The organism is Leptospira biflexa serovar Patoc strain 'Patoc 1 (Paris)' (assembly GCF_000017685.1).
GTDB lineage: Bacteria > Spirochaetota > Leptospiria > Leptospirales > Leptospiraceae > Leptospira_A > Leptospira_A biflexa.
On sequence record NC_010602.1, the window covers coordinates 2,622,501 to 2,646,028 of the forward strand.

20 protein-coding genes and 1 rRNA gene (1 of these 21 only partly in view) are annotated in these 23,528 nt (G+C 40.7%); 5 read left to right on the top strand and 16 right to left on the bottom strand.

Annotated elements, in window-relative coordinates; genetic code table 11:
* Positions 1 to 170: ribosomal RNA gene (locus LEPBI_RS12470) — 23S ribosomal RNA — on the bottom strand; it reaches 2,755 nt to the left of the window's first position.
* A gap of 1,172 nt (positions 171 to 1,342) precedes the next feature.
* Here LEPBI_RS12470 and LEPBI_RS12480 point away from each other — a divergent pair.
* Both LEPBI_RS12480 and LEPBI_RS12485 read left to right on the top strand, forming a co-directional pair.
* Positions 1,343 to 2,371 carry an LA_0442/LA_0875 N-terminal domain-containing protein gene (locus tag LEPBI_RS12480; protein WP_012389478.1) on the top strand — a complete coding sequence of 343 codons (1,029 nt, stop codon included), beginning with the start codon at positions 1,343 to 1,345 and terminating at the stop codon, positions 2,369 to 2,371.
* 9 nt (positions 2,372 to 2,380) lie between these two features.
* On the top strand, positions 2,381 to 4,108 hold the full coding sequence (locus tag LEPBI_RS12485; protein WP_012389479.1) for a hypothetical protein: 1,728 nt from the start codon (positions 2,381 to 2,383) through the stop codon (positions 4,106 to 4,108).
* 137 nt (positions 4,109 to 4,245) lie between these two features.
* On the opposite strand, the gene LEPBI_RS12490 is transcribed toward LEPBI_RS12485, so the two are convergent.
* Entirely contained in the window at positions 4,246 to 5,160 is a 915-nt protein-coding gene (locus LEPBI_RS12490) for an alpha/beta hydrolase (RefSeq protein WP_012389480.1), read from the bottom strand.
* 127 nt (positions 5,161 to 5,287) lie between these two features.
* Here LEPBI_RS12490 and LEPBI_RS12495 point away from each other — a divergent pair, with 127 nt between their 5' ends.
* Both LEPBI_RS12495 and LEPBI_RS12500 read left to right on the top strand, forming a co-directional pair.
* On the top strand, positions 5,288 to 5,905 hold the full coding sequence (locus tag LEPBI_RS12495; RefSeq protein WP_226992778.1) for a CsgG/HfaB family protein: 618 nt from the start codon (positions 5,288 to 5,290) through the stop codon (positions 5,903 to 5,905).
* Positions 5,906 to 5,971: 66 nt separating this feature from the next.
* The gene (locus LEPBI_RS12500; protein WP_012389482.1) at positions 5,972 to 6,442 is read left to right on the top strand and encodes a Dps family protein; all 471 of its coding nucleotides are present in this window, start codon (positions 5,972 to 5,974) and stop codon (positions 6,440 to 6,442) included.
* Positions 6,443 to 6,476: 34 nt separating this feature from the next.
* Here the strand turns inward: LEPBI_RS12500 and LEPBI_RS12505 are convergent, their stop codons facing one another.
* The 14 genes from LEPBI_RS12505 to asd all read right to left on the bottom strand — a co-directional run bounded on the left by LEPBI_RS12505 (position 6,477) and on the right by asd (position 22,660).
* A complete protein-coding gene (locus tag LEPBI_RS12505; RefSeq protein WP_012389483.1) occupies positions 6,477 to 7,274 on the bottom strand; it encodes an alpha/beta fold hydrolase in 798 nt (265 codons plus the stop codon).
* Between the two features lie 34 nt (positions 7,275 to 7,308).
* On the bottom strand, positions 7,309 to 8,343 hold the full coding sequence (locus LEPBI_RS12510) for an SH3 domain-containing protein (RefSeq protein WP_226992780.1): 1,035 nt from the start codon (positions 8,341 to 8,343) through the stop codon (positions 7,309 to 7,311).
* Between the two features lie 157 nt (positions 8,344 to 8,500).
* On the bottom strand, positions 8,501 to 9,718 hold the full coding sequence (locus tag LEPBI_RS12515) for a pyridoxal phosphate-dependent aminotransferase (protein WP_012389485.1): 1,218 nt from the start codon (positions 9,716 to 9,718) through the stop codon (positions 8,501 to 8,503).
* Between the two features lie 8 nt (positions 9,719 to 9,726).
* Positions 9,727 to 11,424, bottom strand: coding sequence for a DNA repair helicase XPB (locus LEPBI_RS12520; protein ID WP_012389486.1), 1,698 nt, complete (start codon positions 11,422 to 11,424; stop codon positions 9,727 to 9,729).
* A gap of 367 nt (positions 11,425 to 11,791) precedes the next feature.
* Complete coding sequence (gene dusA / locus LEPBI_RS12525; protein WP_012389487.1) at positions 11,792 to 12,763, bottom strand: tRNA dihydrouridine(20/20a) synthase DusA; 972 nt, start codon at positions 12,761 to 12,763, stop codon at positions 11,792 to 11,794.
* A gap of 10 nt (positions 12,764 to 12,773) precedes the next feature.
* A complete protein-coding gene (locus LEPBI_RS12530) occupies positions 12,774 to 14,888 on the bottom strand; it encodes a flagellar biosynthesis protein FlhA (RefSeq protein WP_012389488.1) in 2,115 nt (704 codons plus the stop codon).
* Between the two features lie 4 nt (positions 14,889 to 14,892).
* Positions 14,893 to 16,227, bottom strand: a complete 1,335-nt coding sequence (locus LEPBI_RS12535; RefSeq protein WP_012476373.1) for an EscU/YscU/HrcU family type III secretion system export apparatus switch protein — start codon at positions 16,225 to 16,227, stop codon at positions 14,893 to 14,895.
* The gene (gene fliR / locus LEPBI_RS12540) at positions 16,224 to 17,006 is read right to left on the bottom strand and encodes a flagellar biosynthetic protein FliR (RefSeq protein WP_012389490.1); all 783 of its coding nucleotides are present in this window, start codon (positions 17,004 to 17,006) and stop codon (positions 16,224 to 16,226) included. Before fliR ends, LEPBI_RS12535 begins: the two co-directional genes overlap by 4 nt.
* A gap of 1 nt (position 17,007) precedes the next feature.
* Positions 17,008 to 17,271, bottom strand: a complete 264-nt coding sequence (fliQ, locus tag LEPBI_RS12545; RefSeq protein ID WP_012389491.1) for a flagellar biosynthesis protein FliQ — start codon at positions 17,269 to 17,271, stop codon at positions 17,008 to 17,010.
* Positions 17,268 to 18,077: a flagellar type III secretion system pore protein FliP gene (gene fliP / locus LEPBI_RS12550; protein ID WP_012389492.1), complete on the bottom strand. Its 810-nt coding sequence runs from the start codon at positions 18,075 to 18,077 to the stop codon at positions 17,268 to 17,270. The genes fliQ and fliP overlap by 4 nt, the downstream gene beginning before the upstream one ends.
* Positions 18,074 to 18,880 carry a FliO/MopB family protein gene (locus LEPBI_RS12555; protein WP_041770040.1) on the bottom strand — a complete coding sequence of 269 codons (807 nt, stop codon included), beginning with the start codon at positions 18,878 to 18,880 and terminating at the stop codon, positions 18,074 to 18,076. Before LEPBI_RS12555 ends, fliP begins: the two co-directional genes overlap by 4 nt.
* Before the next feature lie 41 nt (positions 18,881 to 18,921).
* On the bottom strand, positions 18,922 to 19,992 hold the full coding sequence (gene fliN / locus LEPBI_RS12560; protein WP_012389494.1) for a flagellar motor switch protein FliN: 1,071 nt from the start codon (positions 19,990 to 19,992) through the stop codon (positions 18,922 to 18,924).
* Between the two features lie 96 nt (positions 19,993 to 20,088).
* On the bottom strand, positions 20,089 to 20,412 hold the full coding sequence (locus LEPBI_RS12565; RefSeq protein WP_012389495.1) for a DUF971 domain-containing protein: 324 nt from the start codon (positions 20,410 to 20,412) through the stop codon (positions 20,089 to 20,091).
* A gap of 1 nt (position 20,413) precedes the next feature.
* A complete protein-coding gene (asd, locus tag LEPBI_RS12570) occupies positions 20,414 to 22,660 on the bottom strand; it encodes an archaetidylserine decarboxylase (RefSeq protein ID WP_012389496.1) in 2,247 nt (748 codons plus the stop codon).
* Positions 22,661 to 22,695: 35 nt separating this feature from the next.
* Here asd and LEPBI_RS12575 point away from each other — a divergent pair, with 35 nt between their 5' ends.
* On the top strand, positions 22,696 to 23,520 hold the full coding sequence (locus LEPBI_RS12575) for an LIC_11366 family protein (RefSeq protein ID WP_012389497.1): 825 nt from the start codon (positions 22,696 to 22,698) through the stop codon (positions 23,518 to 23,520).
* Positions 23,521 to 23,528 lie beyond the last annotated feature (8 nt).

The following is a 23,528-nucleotide window of genomic DNA, read 5'->3' on the forward strand; positions in this document are numbered from 1 at the left end:
GGTCTTGCCCACATTGCTGTGTTACTAGGTTTTGCCTAGTAGGGTTCCCCCATTCGGAAATCAACGGATCAAAGCTTGTTTACAACTCCCCGTTGCTTATCGCAGCAAACCACGTCCTTCATCGCCTTCTAGTGCCTTGGCATCCACCGTACGCCCTTAATTACTTGACCATATTACTCTTGTTAAAGAATAACATTTCCTAAAGTTTTTTTGTTCGTCTTTTTTGATGAACCATACATGACTCGGCGTCTGTATGGTCCTCGGCGCATTGTTTGTTTTCTTTACAATGTCGTATATATGTTGTCAAAGAACGAATGTTTCCCTACAGACTAATCACCCAGGAGTATTCTCGTGGAAAATTAAAATGTCGGTTATTCGTTTTGCTTTCGCAAAGGAAGTTCTTCCCCTTCCTCCGCACACAGTCGCCTGCATACTACCGGTTCCATGATTCGCTAAAGAATCATGCGGTAAAAACCAAAGTAATTTCAAAACCTAAGCAGTCAACTCAGTTTTATAAAAAAGTTCGCAGTTCACAGAGCAGGATGGAATTTTTTTTGCGAGTTTTGGGTTTGGATTTCTGGTGTCATGGAATGGATTTATAACGCAATGAGACATAATTCGGTGATGGGCGTTATGTATGTAATGATTGCAAAAAGATGGACTAATCGGCGTTAATTGGCAGGCGGCACACCACCAAACAAATGATAAATGGTATTCGTGTCCTTTTTGCGAAGAAAAATAACGCGACACAACACTATGATTGAACCTGAGTCCATTGTAACATAATGGCATCTAACTTTGATTTGTTTTTTTGTTTATTTTGTAACAAGACGACTCTCTTTCGGTCGAAGATCCATTTTTACATACGTAAGAAAGTCTCAGAGCGGGAGGTTGAAATGCCTTGGGTTTGGAATTGATGTGTTTCTAATGTAGTCGGAAATCCTGATTTGTATCCCCCTCTACCACCTGACGTCAAAAAGGTGAACTTGTTCGGATTATTTTTTTGTGAAGGTTCGTTTGTGGTGGGAAGTTTTCTGGTTCTGTGGTATATGGAAGTCATTGGGTGGCGGGTGGATTACCCCACCCAGTTCGATACGGGCGGGGATCTATACCTTTCCATTACTCCAAAATCCCCTTCCGAGTCAGTGATTCTATTTTTCACACCACCCTTTGAAAAGTTCCGATACAGCTCCAATGCTAAGAAAACCAAAAATGATTCAAACACATTCGAGGCGTATGCAAATAGACTGAATGCACGCTGACGTTGAAATAACCTGAAAATTCACTTGCAATTTCTTGAATGAATGTAAGAATTTCAGAATTCCGATTAGGACTTTATTATATGAAAAAATTCCTTTTGATTGCCATTATTTCCATCTGTACATTCCCTTTATTTGCAATCAACACAGTCATTTTAAAAAACGGGAAAACGATTAAAGGAAAAGTAACAAACCAAAACGAAAAAGGTCTTACTGTTCAAACAAACGAAGGGAACCAGACCATAACCAAATCACAAATCCTAAAAGTAATTTATAAAGATGTCAGTGACCAAGAAGCAGAAAAGATTAGAATCGCAGAAGAAAAAAAACTAAAAGAGAAAGAAGAGAAAGAAAAAGCCAAACTTGAAAAAGAAAGACTAATCGCAGAAGCCAAAGAACAAAAACGTCTTGAAGAAGAAACAAAACTTGCTGAGAAAAAAAGATTAGAAGAAGAGAAATCAATAGAGACCCAAGCAGAAAAAGAAGCAAAAGCAGAGGCTGAATGGTTAGCGACTCGACAACTCGGACCATCACCTGCCTCAACCAAATGTGGAGGTCGTTTAGCATTAATTTGGCGATCAGCTGTTTTACCTGGCTGGGGGCAATACTGCGGTGGACAAACGACTTCCGCAGGAACCTTTGGTGTTTTATTTTTTGGCTCACTCTTTTATACTTTGGGCCCGCTTCGCACAGAAGAGAAAAATGCAAAAGCACATTACGATTCGATGGTTTTGTTGAACCAAATTGCAGGACCAAGTACCAGATTCAACGCACAGAACATAAGTTTGCCGATTGAGTTCGTTGGAGGTTTCATTGAAACTTCCATAGCAGAAGATCTCATCGTCAAAAGTAAAAATAATGCTAAAGAATCGAATGTGAAGTTTTTAGCAGGTCTCGGAACTGTAGGAATTATTTATATCACCAATGTTGTTCATGCCTACATAATCGGTAAGGATCGTTATCCAGAAAGACCTGTTGTCCAATCCGGTGGAAAACAATTCAAAGAAGGTTGGGATTTCGAATCCAGTTGGGACAGACCAACGACTGTGACTTCCTATCGACCTCAGATGAATTCCATTTATGCTGAAGTTCGTTATTCATTTCTATTTTAAGGAGTTTGTATGAACCGTATTGTTTTATTGATTTTACTTTCCATTTTGTCATTCCAATGCCGAATCTTCAAACCATCTAACCTTGACCCTACGGAAGATTTGGGATCCTTACAGTCTTTACTTCGATTTTTGGCTTTAGCGGATGCATATAATACACAAAGCCAAACCGTTTTATTTATGAAATTTGCAGATTCCAACGGAACACCATATGTGAATGGTATCATTGAATATTCTGTTTATAATGAAGCGGATGAGAATGGCATACAAATTTCTCCTTACGGAGAATCTGGCAATGTCCAATCATATACAGCAACATTAGATGCATCAGGTAGAGCCTTTATATTCTTCAGTGAAAGGGGAATTGCCAATATTATACTCAAAGATTCTTCCAATAATTTTGTCGGATCTGTTTCATTTCGAATTTACAATGGTATCACCAAACAATCGTTTTCCATCTTAAGTCGAAATGGGGATGCTCAGTTTATTTTGGAAGATCTTGCAAATTACAGAAATCGATTGGCATCTTATGAATCCTTTGTACCCCTTGGTTCTGCGAATGGAAGGCAGTTTATATACTTACAGGTCCCAAGGACTTATTTCGGTATTAATGATTTTGTATCCGATGGATACATTGCCTCCAGTGCCGATGGAGAAAATTACGACTTAGTGACAAAGATTGATGGCGTCACATTAGAAAGAAAAGTAACCTATGAAACTATATTAGAAATTTCCAAACCGGTATTTAATGGTTATGAGTATGTATTTTTCCTCTCAGAAGAGAAAAGAGACTACCCTACAATAGCAAATTACCAAAGTAATCGTAATTTAGCATTACGGATTTCTGCTTTTTTTCCACCGGCCGCAAGTTCTGTGACCAGTCTTTCATTAGACTCTAATCTCTTTTTATTTAGAGATACCAACTTTCCTTGGATGTATCCTGTATTTTACTTTGGGAATGGTCGGTATCTGATAACTCCCACGCTTTATACTGCAGTGGAAGTCACACCCATCCTCCTCCATTCTGATTTTTCAGTGAACCAAAATATGGTATCAGGGTTTAGTTGTAGCCTTGCGGATTCTACGAGAAATTCTGTTGGTTTTCAGCTTGTAACCATTGGTGGAACTGAATATCTGCAATGTCCCAATTCTAGTTTTCCCATTCCGTCTCAATCCATAGAAGTTCGAAGCATTAATGGGAATGGACTAGAAAATCGAGCCGTCACGTTTGACGCGACACCACAAAGCTTTGATTCATACCCGATTTTTGTAAGAGGTAAATTTGTAGCTACATTTGGTGCTACTCCTATTGGTTATACTTTCAATTCTGAAAACTACTTATTATCTTCACCAACTTTAACAAGGAGTAGCACTCCAATTTCAGGTTTCACATCATTTCTTAACAATGGTAATACGAGCTCCATATTGAGATCTGTGAAAAGTTCCGGGAACGCCGATTATTTTCTCCTTTCAACAGTTCCATCATTTGTAACTCCCACAATCGAAATCTTTCGTAGCACTGATGGGTTATCCAGTGTGAGTCCAATTCCATCACTTCCAAGTTTGTATAGCACCTCCATTTCCAATCCTGAACAAATCCAATCGGCAAATGGAAAGTTAAACTACAGTTATTCGATTTCGGCAGGTATCGGAATTGGTTCTTTGCCAGTGTATCTGACGTATTTCACTCGTGATGACGGAACTTGGGAAGACCTACCGAAACTCATCAAAATTAGATAAATGAAGGTGAATGAAAACAAGGAAATCTCGAACAATGTTTAAATTGATAAAAGATCCGAATCCATTTTATTTACGCAGATTCGAATGCTTTTTCGATAGAAATTGAAATAATTATCTTTATGAATTCAAATGGAATGTCACTTGCTAGCGAGGCGGTATTCCTTTAAAAAAATCTCTATGTGGCCATCATATTCCTCAGTTAAGATTTTTTTTTCGTCTTTTAAAACAAAAGAGTCTTCATAATAGAAAATCTTTTTGAATTTTGTTTTTAGATTTTGAAAAATAAGTTCGGATCCACTTGGATCTATTGTTTTCTCATTTTTGTCATGCAGTAACAAAACTGGTTTCGTGATGAATTTTGCTGTATTGAGTGGTGATACGTCATTCACAAGTAAGTCCCCCCGTAATTCAGCAATTGATAAACTGAGAGGCGTTATGAATCGAATCATCCGAGAATAGGCAATCGAATAAGATTGTTCGACATAAGAACGCATGTCTTTGAAAGAAGTATCGGCAATGATAAATCCGTAATCGAATTGGCCATCCGCAAATTGTAACGCTGTGGCGGCACCTAAGTTCACTCCAAAGATTCCGATCCGATCTTCTGGTGTATTGTCAATTTCAGAGAAGTATTCCACTGCTCTTTCCAAATCCATTTTTTCATGGTATCCAAAAGTAGAATATTTTCCATCACTCTCCCCATGAGCACGGGCATCATACATAAAAAGACTGCAACCACGTTTCCAAAAACTAGGTGCGTAAGATAACATTTGCATTTTTGATTCTGAAAATCCGTGGAGTAGAATCATACCACAATTTTGTTTTTTAGAATGTTTAAAATACCAACCCCTGAGTCGTAAGGTTCCATTTTGGAAACGAATTGTTTCAGGCTCAGGTAAACTATAATCCTGGAACGATATATGATTTTTGTCTTTGCCTTCGTCTACTTGACTAAGAAGAGTCGGAGTCAAAATAAATGCAGAAAAATAAATGGAAGCAACTAGCAGGATCAAGGTGATGATAAGAAGGAATAAACTGAGAGGTTTTTTCATGAATGAGGACCTAGTAGGAAAATCTAGGAACAGAGGAAAGTGGAAAGCGAATTTTTCAAAATCTCCTAAATTAGCCCGAAAAAGAATTGCTCTCTTTCCAACATTACTTTCCTCTTTAAGGAAATCTATGAAACATTATTTAGCGTTTTTCTCTCTCATATTAGCCGTAATTTCCGGCAACTGTCGAACAATGGATGCTGCCATCCAATACCCAGAATCTGGAAAATCCAACTTAGGAATCACGAAAGTAGCAGTACTTGTTTTCGATATAGAAGAGGCCAAATGGGGAGATGAATTCACCGACGCGGTCTCTCTACAAATTGCAAAATCACTACCATTTAAGGTCATCGAAAGGGAACAACTTTCCAAAGTTGTCAATGAACAAAGTTTTTCGAAAACAGGGATCATTGACACACAAACAGCAGTTAGACTAGGGAAAGTATTGGGAGTGGATGCTTTGGTTTTTGGCCGAGGATCTGCTCTAAAGAAATTCGATGAAAAGGGCAAATTAATCCCCAATTTAGTTGATACGGTTTCTCTCAAGATTGTACACATCGAATCTGGCCATGTCATTGTCAATGCGAGGAAAAAACCTGGTGCCGATTGGACAATGGCACGCCTCCTTCAATATAGCCTTGGCCTTGGTTTGATTTGGAGTCGCGAAGATATTTTGATTGCGACAAGTCAATATGACTTTGTGGCAGAAAGTTTAGTCGATCGGATTGTGAGTGAATTAAAAAAATAAGTCACTCAAATCATATAGTTTGAAAATTTCATTAGATCAATATAAATTATCAATAAGGAGTCTAGAATGAAAATTAACATTGGAATTCCAGAAGAAGAAAGAAGTGCCATTTCCGAGTCATTAAAAAAACTATTAGCAGATACGTACACTTTGTACCAAAAAACACATAGTTACCATTGGAATGTAACGGGACCAATGTTCCAAACATTACACCTACTCTTTATGACCCAATACACAGAACTTTGGAATGCCATAGACCCGATTGCAGAACGAATTCGTTCCCTTGGGTATTATGCACCGATGGGCGGTTGGGAGTTTGCCAAGTATTCCAGTATCACAGAAGACAAAGAAGTACCCAAAGCCAAAGAAATGATCCAACATTTAGTCGAAGGGAACGAAGCTGTGATCCGTACCGCACGCGCCGCCTATGCACCAGCCGAAAAGGGAAATGACCAAGCGACCTTGGATCTTTTAACACAAAGATTGGATGTACATGAAAAAACCGCTTGGATGTTACGTTCGCTACTAGAAGAGTAATCTAAATAGTATTGGTTGGTCATTGCGAAGGAAGTTAAGTGAATTCACTTTGTAACCACTTCCCAAGTTGATCCAAATATTCTTTTTGGTGGGTAAAATGAATGTAATGCCCACCTCCTTTGATTCTGACCTTTTGATTCTTATCAAAAAACCGATCCATCAGGCTGAAATCTGACTCTCGAATGTAATCTGATTCTCCACCTAATAAAAACAAGGTTGGAGTTTCGGACGTTTGATCAAAAGTAAATACATCTTCAAACACTCTCCTTGCATGGTTTAGACCATCAACATTCAATTTCCAATGGTAAGATCCATCTTCCTTACGTTCCAAACTCATTTGCAAAAATTGGCGGATAAAACTATCCGAGACGAATTTTGCCATTTCCTGGTCGATTTCGGTACGTGAGGAAAACCCAACGAGAGGGAATGACATAGAAGCGATTTCATTGTCATAAGCGAAAGGATAAGACCTTGGCGCGATATCTTGGATGATGAGTTCTTGAAGTAAACCAGGGTGGGTCAAATCAAAGTACATGGCGACTAATCCACCCATTGAGTGGCCAAGTAAAACGGGTTTTTGGATTTGATGTGTCAGAATGAATTCTTCTAGATCACCTGCCATCACTTGGATGGAATGTTCTGCGCTATGTGGTGAATCTCCATGGTTCCTTTGGTCCAAAGTATACACATTCCCAAATTCGGATAAAAACTTTCCAACAGTCACCCAGTTTTTCGAAGAACCAAATAACCCATGTAAAATGATAATATCTCCAATTGATTTTTTATTTGAATCTTGATTTAGAAATGGGTAGAGTTTGTAACTTAATTTCACAGAAACTTCCTGCTAAATTATTTTCAGTTTTCGATTACCGAATACATTCTTTCTTAAGGATTTGCAAATGAGGCAGGATTTGTTTTTTTTCTCTTGGACCGATCTCAGACGCATACCGAATCATTTGGTTGATTTCAGATTTAATTCCTTCACTCACTGGTTGGAAACATGGAATTGAATCTGGATCCTTTGTCATAGATCCAAGTTCTTTTACCAAATCTTTGGTATAAAGCGAAACATAGTTTCCTGTGGGGAATAGATACAAATATCGCAATTTTCCTTTTCGTAACTCTTCCAATCGGCAACGTAAATCCACTCCGCAATCAACTAAGGGAAGACTCTCCGTAGCAAGATAACCTGCATAATCCGAATGTTTTGTTTTAGGGTACGATTCCAATAACTTCCAAAAATAATTTGAGTCCACATAGTATTTCCCGGATGTATAATCGTATAATAATTTTGTTTGGTGGTGTTTTAGAAATTCTAAGGTGGCAGGATCATTGTCAGGTTTGATCCCTTTTTCATTCATTAAATCCACGGTTTTTTTTAAGAAAAATCCTGCTTTGGCACGAATGAAGATAAACTCATCCCCTGTGAATTTTCCAGTGGAAGAAATGGTGAAAATTGAATCAGTTATCTCTTGTTTTGCTAAAAAATCAACCTGTTTCGATAAAATCATTCGTTCGGCTTCAAAGAGTAATGTGGATAAGTATTGTTTCGGAGGAACAGAACGAACAACGGAACGTTTGATAAATCCGGAAAGTCCATCGTTCAATTTCACAGGGATCCAATCTTCTTTTGGACTCTCTAATGAATTTTTATCGTATTGAACAGGCTCTCCAAATTTTAATTTTCGTAACACATCACTTTTCTCGTCAGCAAACAGGTGCAAGTTGAGACCTACAACAGGAATCACAATCTCTGAATGTGAATCACGTTTGATTAATTCCGATGGTTTTGTTTGTTTTTGTTTTTCTTGGAGAGTCGGTGCAGAATCTAGTGTCGAGATTGAGAAAAAAACAACGAACAGTAGATACAGTAAAACTTGTTTCTCCATAAATTGATTCATAAATCTATGACCCATATCCACAAAAAAAATCCTGCGCATATTCCAGAAGTTGAATCCTCTCTTCTGCGAATTCCAATCATATCTATATGATCGCCACAATTTTTCCGTGAACTTTGCCCCTCTACCAAGATATTTCAGTAAAGGGACAGGTTTCATTTTATTTTTGTAAATCCTCTACCATTTGTTTGATGCGAGAGACACCTTTTTCAATGTCTTTTTCACCTAACGCATACGACAAACGAATGGCTTTGTCATCTCCGAAGGCAATTCCTGGCACTGCTGCCACATTGTATTTCTCGAGGAGGACATCACAAAAAAGTTTGGAATAAGAAGTTTCTTTTGTTTCAGCGAGAAGTTTTTTGAATCCAGGCATTTCATACACACCTGTCATATATGGAAATGCATAAAAAGCACCTTCTGGCATCCGGCATTCCACCCCAGGGATCTCACGGAGTAACCCCACGATGAGTTTTCTACGTTTGTCAAAAGCCTTTAGCATTTCCGCTACTGGTGTTTGGTCTCCAGTTAGAGCCGCTTCAGCCGCCGCTTGGGAAATGGAAGAAGCGTTACTTGTGGATTGGCCTTGCATGGTATCCATGTTTTTCACAATCTCGGCATTGCCTGCCCCGTATCCAATCCTCCATCCTGTCATGGAATAGGCTTTGGACACTCCATTGATGACAAAGGTTTTTTCCTTCATCTTAGCTGAGATCATCGCAGGATTCACAAATTCCAATCCATCATAGATGATTTTTTCGTAGATATCATCGGAGACAGTGATGATGTCTTTTGGTTCCAAAACCTTTACAAGTGCTTCCACATCGGAACGAGTGTAAGCGGCTCCTGTTGGATTGGAAGGAGAGTTAAAAATAAACACTTTGGTTTTGGGTGTGATGGCTTTTTCCAATTGTTCCGCTGTGATTTTAAATCCACTGGAAATATCAGTAGCTACAATCACGGGTGTCCCTTCTGCCAATCGAACGATGTCCGCATAACTTACCCAATACGGCGCTGGGATGATCACTTCATCACCAGGATTGAGAGTCGCCATAAAAAAATTGTAGAGAACCTGTTTCCCACCTGTTCCGACAATGATTTGGTTTTTTTCGTATTTTAAACCATTTTCAGTTTCAAACTTTTTAATGATGGCATCTTTTAGGGAAACAGTTCCACTCACGGGAGTGTATTTTGTTTTCCCTTGGTCCATCGCTTTTTTAGCAGCTTCTTTGATATGATTTGGTGTATCAAAGTCAGGTTCCCCTGCTCCAAATCCAACCACATCAAGGCCACTCGCTTTTAACTGATTGGCTTTCGCCGTGATCGCGAGAGTGGGAGAAGGTTCTACGACATCGAGTCGTTTTGCTACAAGTTTCATTTTGTCCTCTATTTCGTGAGTGATTCTTCTGGAACCGTTTCTTTGAACTGGTCCAAAGTATAAATTTCGTATTCATACCCTTGTTCGGTGAGGAAGAGTTGTCGGTTTTGTCCGAATCTCTCTTCATTTGTATCACGCGAAATCAGTGAGTAAAAAATCGCAGTATTGTCCTGTGCTTTTGGACGTAGGATACGCCCCAATCGTTGTGCTTCCTCTTGTCTGGAACCAAATGTTCCCGATACCTGGATGGCAATGTTGGCATCTGGTAAGTCGATGGAAAAGTTTGCTACCTTTGAAACCACAAGTTGTTTGATCTGGCCTGTTCGGAACGCTTGGTAGAGTTCTTGTCTTTCAGGGAGTGGGGTTTTTCCAGTAATCAAAGGGATTTTGAAGGTATTGGAAATTTCTTCTAGCTGATTGATGTACTGCCCAATCACCAAAATATTGTTAGTGGAGTGTTTTTTCAAAATATAGCTGATCGCACGGAGTTTCTCTGGATTTTCGGAAGCCAAACGAAACTTTTCGCGGTCATCAGCAACAGAATACTTCATACGAAGGTCATCTTCCATAGGAACACGGATTTCTACACAATTGGCTTCGGCAATCCAAGATTTGGCTTCCAGTTCTTTCCATGGTACATCGTATTTTTTCGGACCGATGAGAGAAAATACATCTTCTTCCAATCCATCTTCACGCACAAGTGTTGCCGTGAGACCTAACCTACGTTTGGCTTGTAGTTCAGAAGTCATACGAAAGACTGGTGCTGGTAATAAGTGAACCTCATCATAAACGATAAGTCCCCAGTTATTGGCACTGAAGATATGAAAATGGGTAAAGTCCCCACCTTTTTTCTTTCTATGAGTTAAGATATTATAAGTTGCAATGGTGATCGGTTTGATTTCTTTCATCTCACCTGAATATTCACCGATGTCTGATTCTGGAATGTCCGTTTTGTCTAGGATTTCATTTCGCCACTGACGGATAGATAAAGTGTTCGTCACAAGAATGAGTGTTTCTGCCCCAACAATTTGCATCACTCCCATACCCACGATGGTTTTCCCCGCACCACAAGGAAGTACCACAACACCAGATCCCCCTTCGTTACGTCCACCTGCGTGAAAGGCTTCCACAGATGCTCTTTGGTAATCACGCATCCCAAACTTAATCCCACCTTTTGTCGTAGGACGTAAGTTAAATGGGTATTTGTTTCCTTCATCGTAACCAGCAAGGTCTTCCACAGGAAAACCAATCTTGATTAACGCTTGTTTGATGTGACCACGATATTCTTTTTTGATTCGGATTTTATCACCTTCCATTCCATCCACAAAGGGTTGGACGGCACGGTTGTTCGCAATTTCTGTGATGAAACCTTTTTCATTGGAGATGATGTACAATTCGCCGGATTCTTCTTTGACGAGCTTTACTTTTCCATACCGAGAGATTTGTTCTCGGATTTCGTTCATCACGTTTTTAGGAACAGAATAACGGGCAAATTTAGTCAGGCCTTCAATGATCTCTTCTGCCGTCATTTTGATCGATGCAGCATTCCACAAAGAAAGTGGAGAAATACGGTAGGTATGCATATATTCCGGGCTTTTTTCAAGCTCGGCAAACTTGGCAACGAGGTCCCGACACGCTTCAAATTCTGGGTTATCCACCTCAAGAAGCATTGTTTTATCACTTTGTACGGTGAGTGGCTTGGTCATGGTATTCCCTCTCAATTTAACCAGGCTGTGTAGAGAAACCGCCCTGTCAACCCATTTGATTTTAAGAGATTTTGGATGCATTTTCCTGCCATTTTTAGGGCAAAACCAAAAAATAGAGAACAAATCTCACGTAAGTACCGTCTAATCCACGTTATTCTATACTATTTTGATTGATCAAAATGTTCTTTGGTAGGAGGAAACAAACTCAAGTTCATTTAACTTCTCCTATTTGATTAGGGCGTTCCCAATTTGATTGTGTAACAATATTTTTCCGAGACATGGGCCAGGCTCCTTCGGGGTCCGCTCACGCTTCCGTCTTTTGTCTTCGTCTTTGCGACGAATCCAAAAGACCAAGCCCTTCGGATCCTTAACGCTGTAAATAGGATTCTAAAATGGACTCAGTGGCTGATGTTAGGTGCATTCCATTAGTGAAATACCTTCGAAATTCCCTTGCTCCTTTTTCGCCGTGGTACAATCCCAAAATATGCCGAAGTATGTGGCTGACTTTTCCGCCACTCATTCGTACAGATTGTACGTATGGAATCATTTTTTGTAAAATGGATTCTCTCGTGATTGTTCCCTCCTTGGAACCAAAGTAGAGGGAATCCACATCAGCAAATAAAAATGGATTGTCGTATGCCGCACGCCCGACCATCACTCCATCTGCTTTTGTTAGGTGAGTTTTAATTTCTGCGTGCGTTTTGATCCCTCCATTGATGGTGATCGGCAGATTGGGAAAATCTGATTTCAAACGATAGACATCTTCATAACGGAGAGGTGGAATGGTTCGATTTTCTTTGGGAGAAAGTCCCTCTAAAATCGCAATCCTTGCATGGACGATACAATGGTCCACACCCGCTTTTTGGATTTTGGATACAAATTGGTGAAGGTCTTCGTAACTTTCTTTTCCATTCACACCAATTCGATGTTTGACGGTCACAGGAATTTTGACCTTCGACTTACAAAAAGCTACCATCTCCGCCACAAGATCTGGTTCTTTCATGAGACAAGCCCCAAAACTGCCACTCTGTACCCGGTCCGAAGGGCAACCAACATTCAGATTGATTTCATCATACCCATAGTCTTCCCCAATTTTGGCACATTCAGCTAGAGCTTTGGGTGAGTCACCACCTAACTGGAGAGCAATGGGGTGTTCTTCCTTGGAAAAATCTAAGTATCTGTGGTTGTCTTTGCCACGAAGGATGGCACCTGTTGTCACCATCTCCGTATACAGTAACGCATGTTTGGAGATAAGTCGGATAAAATAACGAAAATGCCTGTCGGTCCAGTCCATCATCGGAGCAACAGAAATGCGGTGCGATGGGACTGGGTCTGTCAAAGGGATCTCCTTAAGCTTCTTGTGGGTGTTCCTCTCGCGATGGAAGGCTTAATACCGAGGCAATTTCTGTCGGAACCCCTCGATGGATTTCTTCAGAAGCAATTACTGCAAAGTTCCTTGGGGGTAGTTCCTTTGTCAAAAAGAATGCAAAGGCTTGTCTTAAGTACCTAGAGACTACAAAGATCAGGAATCTGTTTTCATCCAATGCCTTTTGTAGTTCATTGTAAACCGATTCTAATATTCTCACTCGAACATCATGAGGAAGGATGATGAGTTTACTTCCATCAGTTTCATCAAGTGTGATACTTTTGTTCATACGATCAATGATCCTCGGATCAATGGTTACCACATGGAGTTTTCCATCGGGAGAGAGGAAATCATTGATGATTTGTCGTGATAAGGCTTGTCTAACATGTTCCGCTAAATCAAATGGATTGTTCGTACGAGGGAGATGGTTCGCAATTGCATCCATGATTTTCGGAAGGTTCTTAATGGACAAACCTTCTGCCAAAAGATTCTGTAATGTTTGTTGGATGATCCCGAGCCTTCCTTGTTTGTCATAATCCAATTCCCCGACAAGGGTTGGGTGGGTTTGGCGGAGATGTTCGAGGAGAGCTTTCACTTCTTCTCTTCCGAGAAGTTGCGATGCATAATTGGAAATGAGTTCTTTGAGATGAGTGATGATGACTGTCGATGGATCTACAACCGAATACCCTTTGTTTTCCACTTCGATTTTATCATTCGGGTCAATCCAAGTCGCCTTTAAACCAAACGCTGGTTCGGTGAAAGGTTCCCCAATAATAGCTTCCAAATTACGCGTAGTATTGTTCATGGCCATAAGCCTGTCAGCTCGCACTGCAGATTGCCCCACTACCACCCCATTGATCCGAATGCTATAATTGTCATGAGGGATTTCTAAATTGTCAATGATCCGTATCGCAGGGATCACAAGGCCAAAATCAATCGCAAATTTTTTCCGCGTATTCGCAATTTGTTCGAGTAAGTGCCCACCAGAAGAGGCGTCCACTAACGGTAGTAAATCGCGACCAAGTTCCACCTGGATTGCTTCCACTGAAATTTCTTTGATATAATTTTCTGGCTTTTTTTCTTGGGTCTTTTCTTGGGAAACGGTTTCGATTTTTTTGATCTCTTCTTTGGCCACTTGTTCGATGGAATACCCTAAGTATCCAATGGCACCTGCCAAAAAGAGAAGGGAGAAAAAAGGGAGCCCCGGAATGAAACTTGCTAACCCAAGTGCACCCGCCACCACATACAATGTTTTGGCATTCCCAAAGAGTTGGTCTTTGATCTCGACAGTGAGTTTTTTTTCAGAACTAGAACGAGTGACAATGATACCTGTAGCAGTTGTAGAGAGGAGTCCTGGAATTTGGGAAACAAGACCATCTCCAATCGTAAACTTTCCGTAGGTTTCAATTGATGCTAAAAACGATTCCCCGCGAATCGTAGAACCAATGAGAATCCCACCGAGTAAATTGATGGCCGTGATGATAAGACCAGCCCTAACATCCCCTTGCACAAATTTGGATGCTCCATCCATGGCCCCATAAAAATCTACTTCGCGTTGGACTTTTTTACGTTTCACCTTGGCTTCTGCTTCCGTGATCGCCCCACTATTCAGTTCCATATCAATGGACATTTGTTTTTGTGGCAATCCATCGAGTGTAAACCTTGCAGCCACTTCCGAGATCCTTGTCGCACCTTTTGTGATGACTAACACCTGTACAATGGTGAGGATGATAAAGATAATAAGACCCACTACATACTTTCCAAGTCCCGATTCCCCACCCACAACAAATGTTCCAAAGGCTTCGATCACACTGGAATTCATCGCAGGGCCTTTGGAAAGAATCTGCCGAGTGGTGGATACGTTCAGTGCCAGACGAAAGAGGGTCGTGATCAGGAGTAAACTTGGAAAAATCGAAAATTCACTGGGTTCCGTCACAGACAAAGCGGTCATGAGGATGAGAAGTCCAAGCCCAATGCTCACCACAATGAGAATGTCCAAAACAAAACCAGGTAAAGGGACTATGAGCATCCCTAGGATCATCAATGTTCCTACACCTAAAATGACATCAGATTGTTTCAGGATATCTTTAAAGTTCATATGGTTATGCCATTCCTACTTTTTTTTTGAACTTTTCCAGAGTGATGAGGATCTGCACCACAGCTTGGAAGAACTCTTGTGGGATTTCATCTCCCACTTCTACTTGTGCATACAAAAGCCTTGCTTGTTTGGGACTTTCCACGATGGGAACATCGTTTTCACGAGCAATCCTTCGTATTTCCAGCGCTAGGCGGTTTTCACCCTTTGCAATCACACGAGGAGCAGAATCCCTTCCCATCTCATACGATAGAGCGACAGAATAATGAGTTGGGTTTGTGATCACAACATCTGCTTTAGGCACTTCGCGTAACATATTTCCTTGCATCATGTCGCGTGCCAATTGCATCCTGCGATTTTTCATCACGGGGTCGCCTGAATCTTCCTTCATCTCTCGTTTGGCTTCCGAAGGAGTTTGTTTTAAGGATTCTTCAAATTCTGATTTTTGAAAAAAGAAATCGGCAACAGCAATCCCAAGTAAGAGTAGTCCCGCTGCCATCATGATCTTAAATCCAGAGTATGTCACAAGTGTAATGGCCTGCATCATACCCATATTCCCCGTGAGTAATACTTTTAAAAAATCTCCAGAGATTAAAATATAACTTATTACCCCAATTAACACGACTTTGGCGAGCGATTTTACTAGATTAAACAATGTTTGGCGATTCGGCAAAACTCTTTTAAAATTGGGGGAGATGCGATCAAACCGAAAAGACAAAGCCCTTGGGGAAAACATAAACCCCACTTGCACCACATTTCCTACAATCGCAAAAACAAGGGTAATCGCAAGGACGGGCCAAAGTAGATTAAAAAAATCTTTGGAAACGCCAGATAAGATCACCCGAAATTCTTCTGCCCCAAACCGTTCATGGTGCATGCCCATCGGCAGGTATTTTTTAATAAAGATAGCTGTATTTTTGATAAAGGTATCACCGAGTAAAAACAAAACACCGGTTCCACCAAGTAATACCATGGTTGAGGCCACTTCGTTGGATTTGGGAACATTCCCTTTTTCCTTCTCTTCCCGCCGACGCCTTTCACTCGGAGGTTCGGTTCTCCCTTCATCTGCCGCCGCAAAAAGTTGCAGTTGGATTTCATAGATCCCCGTCGCATACCGAAGCGGGAATTCAAAACCGTTTGATTCAGAATCTTCGTTCGTTTGCTCTGAAATGATATGTCCGCCTACGATTACCTTACAGAAACAAATATACTTCCCCATCGAACCAATCGTCCTATGGAAGAAAGATTTTATTTTGGGAGAAAATATGAATTCACATATCAAATCATAGGTGGATACCCGGATTTGTTTCAAAGTGCAAAAAAGGGGATCTTTCTCTTTCATAAACTAGGCCACTCCCGAACGAGTAAACTTGCCTTGTCCATGGAGATTTGGATCCCTTGCACCATCTGTGTGGCGATAAAAGTTAACGTAGCAATGAGAGTGAGAGTTCCGATAAATACTTTCAAAGGGAAGGACATGGACATCACATTCATTTGTTGTGCCGCCTTTCCCATAAGCCCTTCCGCAAGAGATACCAAAAAAAGAATCCCCATCACAGGTAAGGCAATTTTAAATGAAACCACAAACATGGCCCCAATCGCATCTTCTACCAATCGGTAAAGCCCACTATTGACCTTTCCTGTAAACGATATGATGCGAATTTTTTCAAAGGAATAAGCAAGTGTTTCAATGAGAAACCTGTGCGCACCAATCACGAGGAAAAGTGCTGTGGCCATTAGGTTTTTCATCGTTCCAATGGCAGGGAGTGAGTTTTGTGTGACGGGGTCTAGGATCTCGGTGTAACCAAATCCAATTTGGTTATTAAAAAATTCACCTGCCATCTGGAAAGCACTGAACACAAGCGAAACAAGAAATCCAATAAAAACTCCAATGAGCATCTCAGACAAAATCATAATCCCAAAATTGATCATATGACCAGGCACAGGTGGCATATAGTTTGCCACCACTGGATACACGATGAGAGAAACCATAAAAGAAAAGATCATTCGTAACGAGAAGTTGATGGATTCAGAAGAGAAAAAAGGCGCAACGAGGAAGAGTCCGAGGATTCGAACTAAAACAAAAAGAAAGGATTGAAAGTGTAAAATGAATGCTTCCATATCATATCTTTTCGATCATAAAAAAAATTTCCCTCGTGTAGTCAGTCATCACTCGCACCATCCATGCTGAAAAAAAGACAATCACGGCAAAAATGGAAACAAGTTTCGGTACAAAGGCAATGGTAGGTTCTTGGATGGATGTTGTGGTCTGTAAAATCCCAACAATGAGTCCAACCACAAGAGCTGTAATCAAAATAGGACTCGATATTTTTAAGGTAACGATGAAGGCTTCTCGCATCATATTGACCACGTCAACTTCTGTCATTTATAACTCCTTACGAGTTCCAGAACGAGTAAGTTCCATCCATCAATGAGGATAAAAAGTATCAGTTTCAATGGCAAAGAGATCATTACCGGAGGTAACATCATAAAACCCATTGCGAGTAAGGCAGAAGCGACAATCAGATCAATCACGATGAATGGAATAAAGATATAAATACCAATGATAAACGCTTTTTTAATTTCACTTAACATAAAAGCGGGCACTAAAACATAAGAAGGGACATCTTCAAATGACTTTACATTTTGCACTTTTCCGATCTTCAAAAAGAGAGCCACATCCTTTGTTCCATCTTTACCGAGTTGACGGATCATAAATTGTCGCAGATGTTTCATGGATCCTTCCATAAAAGCAGACTGGTCAATTTTCCCATTTAAATAAGGTTGCAGAGCTTCATCATTCACCTTACCGATAGTAGGTGCCATGATAAAAAATGTAACAAAGAGGGCAAGCCCCATCATGACCTGGTTAGGTGGAAGGTTCTGAAGTGATAGTGCCCTTCTCACAAAATCAAACACAATGACTACTTTTGTAAACGATGTCACGCTCATCACAATCGCTGGAGCAAGCGAGAGGATCGTAACAAGGAAAAGGATCATAAGGGATAAACTGGTCTCTTTTGGCCCTCTCGCCTCATTTACGTTAAATGACAAATTTGGAATTGGAATTCGTGAACCCTTGTCCTGCGCGAGTAAGCCTGCAAATCCACTTGCCGATACCAAAAACAAAATACTAATGAGAAAAATAACTGATTTATGTCTCTTTACAAAGGAAAAAAAACGATCTCTCATGTTTCTCCTCCTTCCAAAAGTTTTCGGTGTTTGCGTAGCCGTTCCAATCCTTCTTTGGCTTTCCGTTGGATTTCCGCTGCCCCGTCCATTTCTAAAGTTTCCATTTGGTTGGGGTTGATTCGGATTTTTCGTTGTGCCTTCGACTGTAGGCTCTCGAGGACTGTTTCCAAAAAATTAGGAACGTAAGGATCAGCTTCCTCTTTCATTTTTTGGATTTGGTTTTTTTCATCGGGAGCAGTGACTTCTGTGAGTAAACTGACTGATCCATCGGCAACACCTAACACGAGTGTACGACCACCCACTTCAATGATTTGCACCGATTGTGTGGCAGACAAAGGTAAACTCGACAATACCTTCATAAACCCTTTCACTGGATACTTTGCCGATTTGGATTTTTGCATTTGCAAAATTAAATAATAACCTGCACCCACTAAAATCGCTAATACAAATAGTATTTTCAGTAATATCCAAGTGGCCGACGGAGAATCATCTTGGTTTTCGGCATAACGCTCTTGGATTAGGTTCGGTTCTTCTTTGTTTCCTTCAGAAGATGCCGACTGACTACCGTTTGCTTGGGGATTGGAAGTATTTCCATTTGCGGATTTTCCATTTGAGTTTGAATCGAAATTAGGATTGGATCCTGAATTTCCATTGGATCCACTATCAGATCCAACCGGTTTGGATTTAGTCTCACCCAACTCTTGGCGTAGGATTTGGTCCAGTTCCTTTGTATCTGTCGTTTGTGAAAATAGAGGGTTCAGTAGCGGGAAAAAAGAAAAAAGAAAGACAATCGAAAAGTACATAACTTCCCTACTTCCTTTTTTGATTTTCCTATCAGCTTGGATCATTTTTCGCCTTTGAGTCTGTCTGTGGGACTTACGATATCGGTGACACGAACACCAAAGTTTTCATCGATGACCACAACCTCACCCTTTGCAATGAGTTTGCCATTCACAAGTAAATCAACAGGTTCACCGGCTAATTTATCGAGCTCAATGATGGAACCTTCCCCCAAACCCAAAATATCTTTGATGTACATTTTGGTTCGCCCAAGCTCCACTGTCAGAGCCATTTGTACGTCCATCAGTAGATTGAGATTGGTTTGGCCAGGCCCTCCGCCAGCAGTGGCTAAAGAAGGGAAATTCACACCTTTGATTCCAACAGAACCCTGTCCTCCACCCATGCCCATGTTAGGCTGCATGTTGACATTCATTCCGCCGGATTGTTGTTGGGGTTTTTGACCTCCGCCCTTTTGGATATCTAGGATGGAGTTTGCCATGGATAATGCAATTACATAGTATACTTTAAAGGATCCGACTCCATCAATATTCAAACTGAGGGAAGTTTTCACCAAACTACTGTCATCTGGAAGTTGCAAGTCACGACCAGAATTGACAAGTGCAATCTCTGGTGGATTCCCAGACATCGTTCCGCCGAGTTTCATACCAATTTGAGCAGTGACTGTTCCAAGGATAGGTGCTAATGAATCTTTTAGTGTTTGTAATTGAGCGTTGTCGAGTTGGCCTGGAGGAGTCATCCCCCCCATCATCACACCTGCAATTTTTGCAGCATTTTCTTGGGCCATCACAAGGCAAACTCGCCCCGCCAAACTACCGCTAATTGTTGAAAACAAACTAACCGATTTTGAGCCTAATTCTTTTTGGATGTCAGCGGAAGAGCTCGATTCCGTGGCAGGGTTCATAAAACGAGTGTTTTTTGCCAAGATCGTGCCAAGTGTGTTCCCCGCCACCTGGAATGCAGAGCCGATCACATCTGAAATAATGTCGCGGTCAATCGGAGATAGGTTGTCCGATGACGAGCTGGATGCGCCACTTAAGGAAGAGAGGTCGAATGTATCATCCGCGCCTTGTAGTAATGCGTCTATCTCGTCTTGTGAGAGTGAACCTTCACCCATGCCCTTTTATCTCCGGAAAAACTTAGGATAATGAGACATAATACGAATGATTTTGTCACTCAGTTTTTTTCTGAATTGACAAAAAGTAACCAAACCCTAGTCAAAGGCGCTGGAATTTCCCATCGCGTAAGCCCTTAGGTGGTCGTAGGAATAAATTCCCGTGTTGTGGTAGTCGCTCCAAACGATCGAAATGGCATAACGGCCAACTTTGGTCCATGAAATGAGTTTGATGGACTCAATGTGACCTGTCGCCTGCCCTACTTTTCCCCCATGCCCACCCCGACAAGTGGCGCAGGGGCATTTTTTCCGTAGGTCGAGTAACGAATATTTGCTACCATGCCCATCCTTCCACTCGATGTAGAGATACTCATCATCAAAGGAAATTTCTTTCGGAAAGGTGGCAAGTTGAGAATTCATCATCTTAAAATTTGACCGGTAAACTTGTCTTTTTGGATTTAAAATGTCCTACCGTTGTCCCGTATTGGATTTTATCTCCGAGTTGGATGTTTGTCAAATCGATTGTGCCATTTTCAAAGACAAGGATGACAGTGGAGCCCATTTCAAAACGGCCCATTTCTGAACCCTTCTCAATCATGATCGAAACATCTTTATAGTGATGTTCTTTGGCAAAACGGATCCAGTTGTTTGTGACAATTTTATTGTCATACGTCACTCGGATTTTTCCTACATTGGAAGCCCCCACTTTGATCACGGCAATTTTACCATATTCTGTTTGTAAGAAGGTGATAAGCCTTTCGTTTTTTGGAAAGAGCCCCCGGATATTGAGTACGGCCAAATCGTTTACAGGAAACAATTTTCCTGGTTCATAATAATAACCTAAAATTTGACCTGCAAATGGACTGTGAATACGGTGGTAGTCTTGGGGCGAAAGGTAAAAGGTAATGTATTTTCCGTTAGTAAAATGAGGGTAAAATTTCTCAGAACCTAACAATTCTTTTACGGAATAGTCAATTCCTTTTGCTTGGATGATGGTCGACTGGTTGATGTTTCCAAAACTTGTGATTTTGGAATCCGTAGGAGACACCACTGCATTCGGAGCAGAGTCAATGATCCGCGCTTCTGCCCGGAGTGCTCTTGTGAAAAACTGATTGAGGGAAGCATATTCTTTGATTTCCAATTCCGCTTCACTCAAATTGATTTTGTATGCCTTTGCAAAAGCCTTTAAAATAGGGATCATCATAAATCTTGGTAACTTCATTGTAGAAAAGTAACCGAAAATTTTAGAGATCAAGTTTTTAGGAAGTAAGGTCAAAAAGAGTAAATAAATATCTTTAAAAATTTCATACCTTGCCCCAGACTCGGAGAGGTATTTTTTTAATTCAAAATTAGCGGATTTTCCGAGTAACATTAAGGAAACAAGGAGGGGCACGCTCGTAATGACAGCTGCCACATAACCCCAATGCATCACAAAGGATAAAACTTCGATTCCATATTTTACATATAAATAGGAAAAACCAAGCGTAGATCCGATGAATAACATTCTAAAAAAATTGGCAAACTTCTCACCAAACACATAAAATGCGTTTTGTTCACCACTATAAAACCAACCAGCAAGACTAAGGATCCCAAAACATAGAAACGATACAACAAAAAGGATCACAGAAATGGAATCCTTTTGCTCCAAAATCCGACCAGGGAAAGTTATGATGGTATCCAAATTAACGGCCCCATAGGAATACAATACATATCCCACCAAGGTTGCCATGATAAATCCCTCAAAAAAAGATGCGAGCATACTCACTAATCCTTGTTTTGCGGCGTAATCAGTTCTCACAACTCCTGCTATCCCTGAAGACTTTCCTACTGCGGTTTCTGTAGACAAAAAGAATGTACTGAGCGAAACCGAAAGTCCACGGAGGATCCCAAAAGCTCCACCACCTTGCAATGCTTTGATGGAAAACGCTTCTTTTGTGACATCAGACAAAAATCCAAAAAAGGAAATCATACCATTCGAAAAAAGAGAAACGTAACCAAATATAAAAAGAATAATCCCAATAGGGGCAAGGATACTCGCAGCCCTACCCACTCGCCTAACGCCGCCCACAACAATGAATAATAATATGACAGAAAGGGAGATCGGACCAGACAAACCCGATAAACTCAGTCCTTCTTTTGTCAAATATGTGAGTCCAACAAATGGAAAAATCCCACCAAATACCAAAACGGTGACAAGACTGGCCAATGAAAAGGCAACGGCGAGCCATTTTGCCCGTAAGGCCTTTTCGATAAAATACATGGGCCCCGAAAGGTAACGCCCGCTAGGGAGTTGGTTACGGAATTTTACCGCAAGCGTTGACGAAACAAACCGAATTGGCATCACAAGTAAGCTCATCACCCAAATCCAAAAAAGAACACCAATCCCACCATAGGCGATTGCGAGGGCGGTTCCAATGACGGATCCAGCAAGTAAGGAAGATCCGATCCCCGCAAAAAAAGCTTGGGAATGGACCAGTTGCCCTTTGGACCCTTTAAAATCCATATTCCCTGTGAGGATTTTCAAGGAAAGAAAGAGGAAGCGAATCTGCGGAAATCCCAACCGAAAGCTTAAGTAAACTGAGGCAATCAGGATGAGGTAAAAATAAGGACTTAGGATGTCAGATCCTAAAATGAGATTAAACTGAGATCCGTTTTGAAAGAGTGTTTCCATATTGGTTCTTCCTCACGAAATTGGATGAAATTGTTATGTCAAGATGTATTGTAATCCTTTCGTTTCTCGTTTTTTTGATTTTGTTTCTTCCGAACAAGGATCTCTTTGCGGAGTCTTCTGGAATCGAAGTGGGAATGCGATATGGAGTTGGAGAAAGAGTTCCTGGTCGGTTTGATGGTGACCTCAAACAATTCACCTCTACTTTCAATCCTATTATTTTTTCCGATGTAAACCTAAAAGGTGGGAAAACAACATATCTCTATGAGGGATTTTTACGGTTCCTACTAGATTCTCGAAATCGTGTGGGTTTTTTTGTCGGAAGGAATGATTGGCAGATTCTACAACTAACTGAAGTTACAAGCGACTTATATTATACAAAACTTAATTCAGAAATATATTCCTATCACGTGATGGGAATGTATCATTTTTCAATGCCAATCTGGAAAAATTGGGAATGGGAAAGTGGCCTGGGAATGGGCTTTACATCTGCAGATTGGAATGTGCGAGGGTATTCCATAGGAGAGCCTCTTCCTGATACACAATATTTCAATCAAAAAGGTAGGCTTCGTGGGAGTGGACTTGTGTATCGTGCGGAAACTGCCATCAATCATAGGTTATACGAAAATACTTTTTTCCAAATTGGTATTGGTTACCACCACATTGCAATCGATAAATTCAGCGGGAATTATAACGGCGAAACATCAAGTTTTTATATTCGTGCCGATGGCCAAGTTGGTGTGATCGATGATACAAGAATCATCGATGCAACAGTGAGCACTGCACAATCGTTTCGAAGGTTGGATATGAATTCAGGTGCATGGATTTTGTATTTTTCAGCCTTCCAAAGGTTTTTAGATTGACGATCCAA

Bases quoted from the DNA above. Each gene is read 5' to 3' on its own strand.
- LEPBI_RS12480 (WP_012389478.1), top strand. From the start codon at position 1,343: ATGAAAAAATTCCTTTTGATTGCCATTATTTCCATCTGTACATTCCCT.
- LEPBI_RS12485 (WP_012389479.1), top strand. From the start codon at position 2,381: ATGAACCGTATTGTTTTATTGATTTTACTTTCCATTTTGTCATTCCAA.
- LEPBI_RS12490 (WP_012389480.1), bottom strand. From the start codon at position 5,160: ATGAAAAAACCTCTCAGTTTATTCCTTCTTATCATCACCTTGATCCTG.
- LEPBI_RS12495 (WP_226992778.1), top strand. From the start codon at position 5,288: ATGAAACATTATTTAGCGTTTTTCTCTCTCATATTAGCCGTAATTTCC.
- LEPBI_RS12500 (WP_012389482.1), top strand. From the start codon at position 5,972: ATGAAAATTAACATTGGAATTCCAGAAGAAGAAAGAAGTGCCATTTCC.
- LEPBI_RS12510 (WP_226992780.1), bottom strand. From the start codon at position 8,343: ATGAATCAATTTATGGAGAAACAAGTTTTACTGTATCTACTGTTCGTT.
- LEPBI_RS12515 (WP_012389485.1), bottom strand. From the start codon at position 9,718: ATGAAACTTGTAGCAAAACGACTCGATGTCGTAGAACCTTCTCCCACT.
- LEPBI_RS12520 (WP_012389486.1), bottom strand. From the start codon at position 11,424: ATGACCAAGCCACTCACCGTACAAAGTGATAAAACAATGCTTCTTGAG.
- LEPBI_RS12530 (WP_012389488.1), bottom strand. From the start codon at position 14,888: ATGAACTTTAAAGATATCCTGAAACAATCTGATGTCATTTTAGGTGTA.
- LEPBI_RS12535 (WP_012476373.1), bottom strand. From the start codon at position 16,227: ATGAAAGAGAAAGATCCCCTTTTTTGCACTTTGAAACAAATCCGGGTA.
- fliR (WP_012389490.1), bottom strand. From the start codon at position 17,006: ATGGAAGCATTCATTTTACACTTTCAATCCTTTCTTTTTGTTTTAGTT.
- fliQ (WP_012389491.1), bottom strand. From the start codon at position 17,271: ATGACAGAAGTTGACGTGGTCAATATGATGCGAGAAGCCTTCATCGTT.
- fliP (WP_012389492.1), bottom strand. From the start codon at position 18,077: ATGAGAGATCGTTTTTTTTCCTTTGTAAAGAGACATAAATCAGTTATT.
- LEPBI_RS12555 (WP_041770040.1), bottom strand. From the start codon at position 18,880: ATGTACTTTTCGATTGTCTTTCTTTTTTCTTTTTTCCCGCTACTGAAC.
- fliN (WP_012389494.1), bottom strand. From the start codon at position 19,992: ATGGGTGAAGGTTCACTCTCACAAGACGAGATAGACGCATTACTACAA.
- LEPBI_RS12565 (WP_012389495.1), bottom strand. From the start codon at position 20,412: ATGATGAATTCTCAACTTGCCACCTTTCCGAAAGAAATTTCCTTTGAT.
- asd (WP_012389496.1), bottom strand. From the start codon at position 22,660: ATGGAAACACTCTTTCAAAACGGATCTCAGTTTAATCTCATTTTAGGA.
- LEPBI_RS12575 (WP_012389497.1), top strand. From the start codon at position 22,696: ATGTCAAGATGTATTGTAATCCTTTCGTTTCTCGTTTTTTTGATTTTG.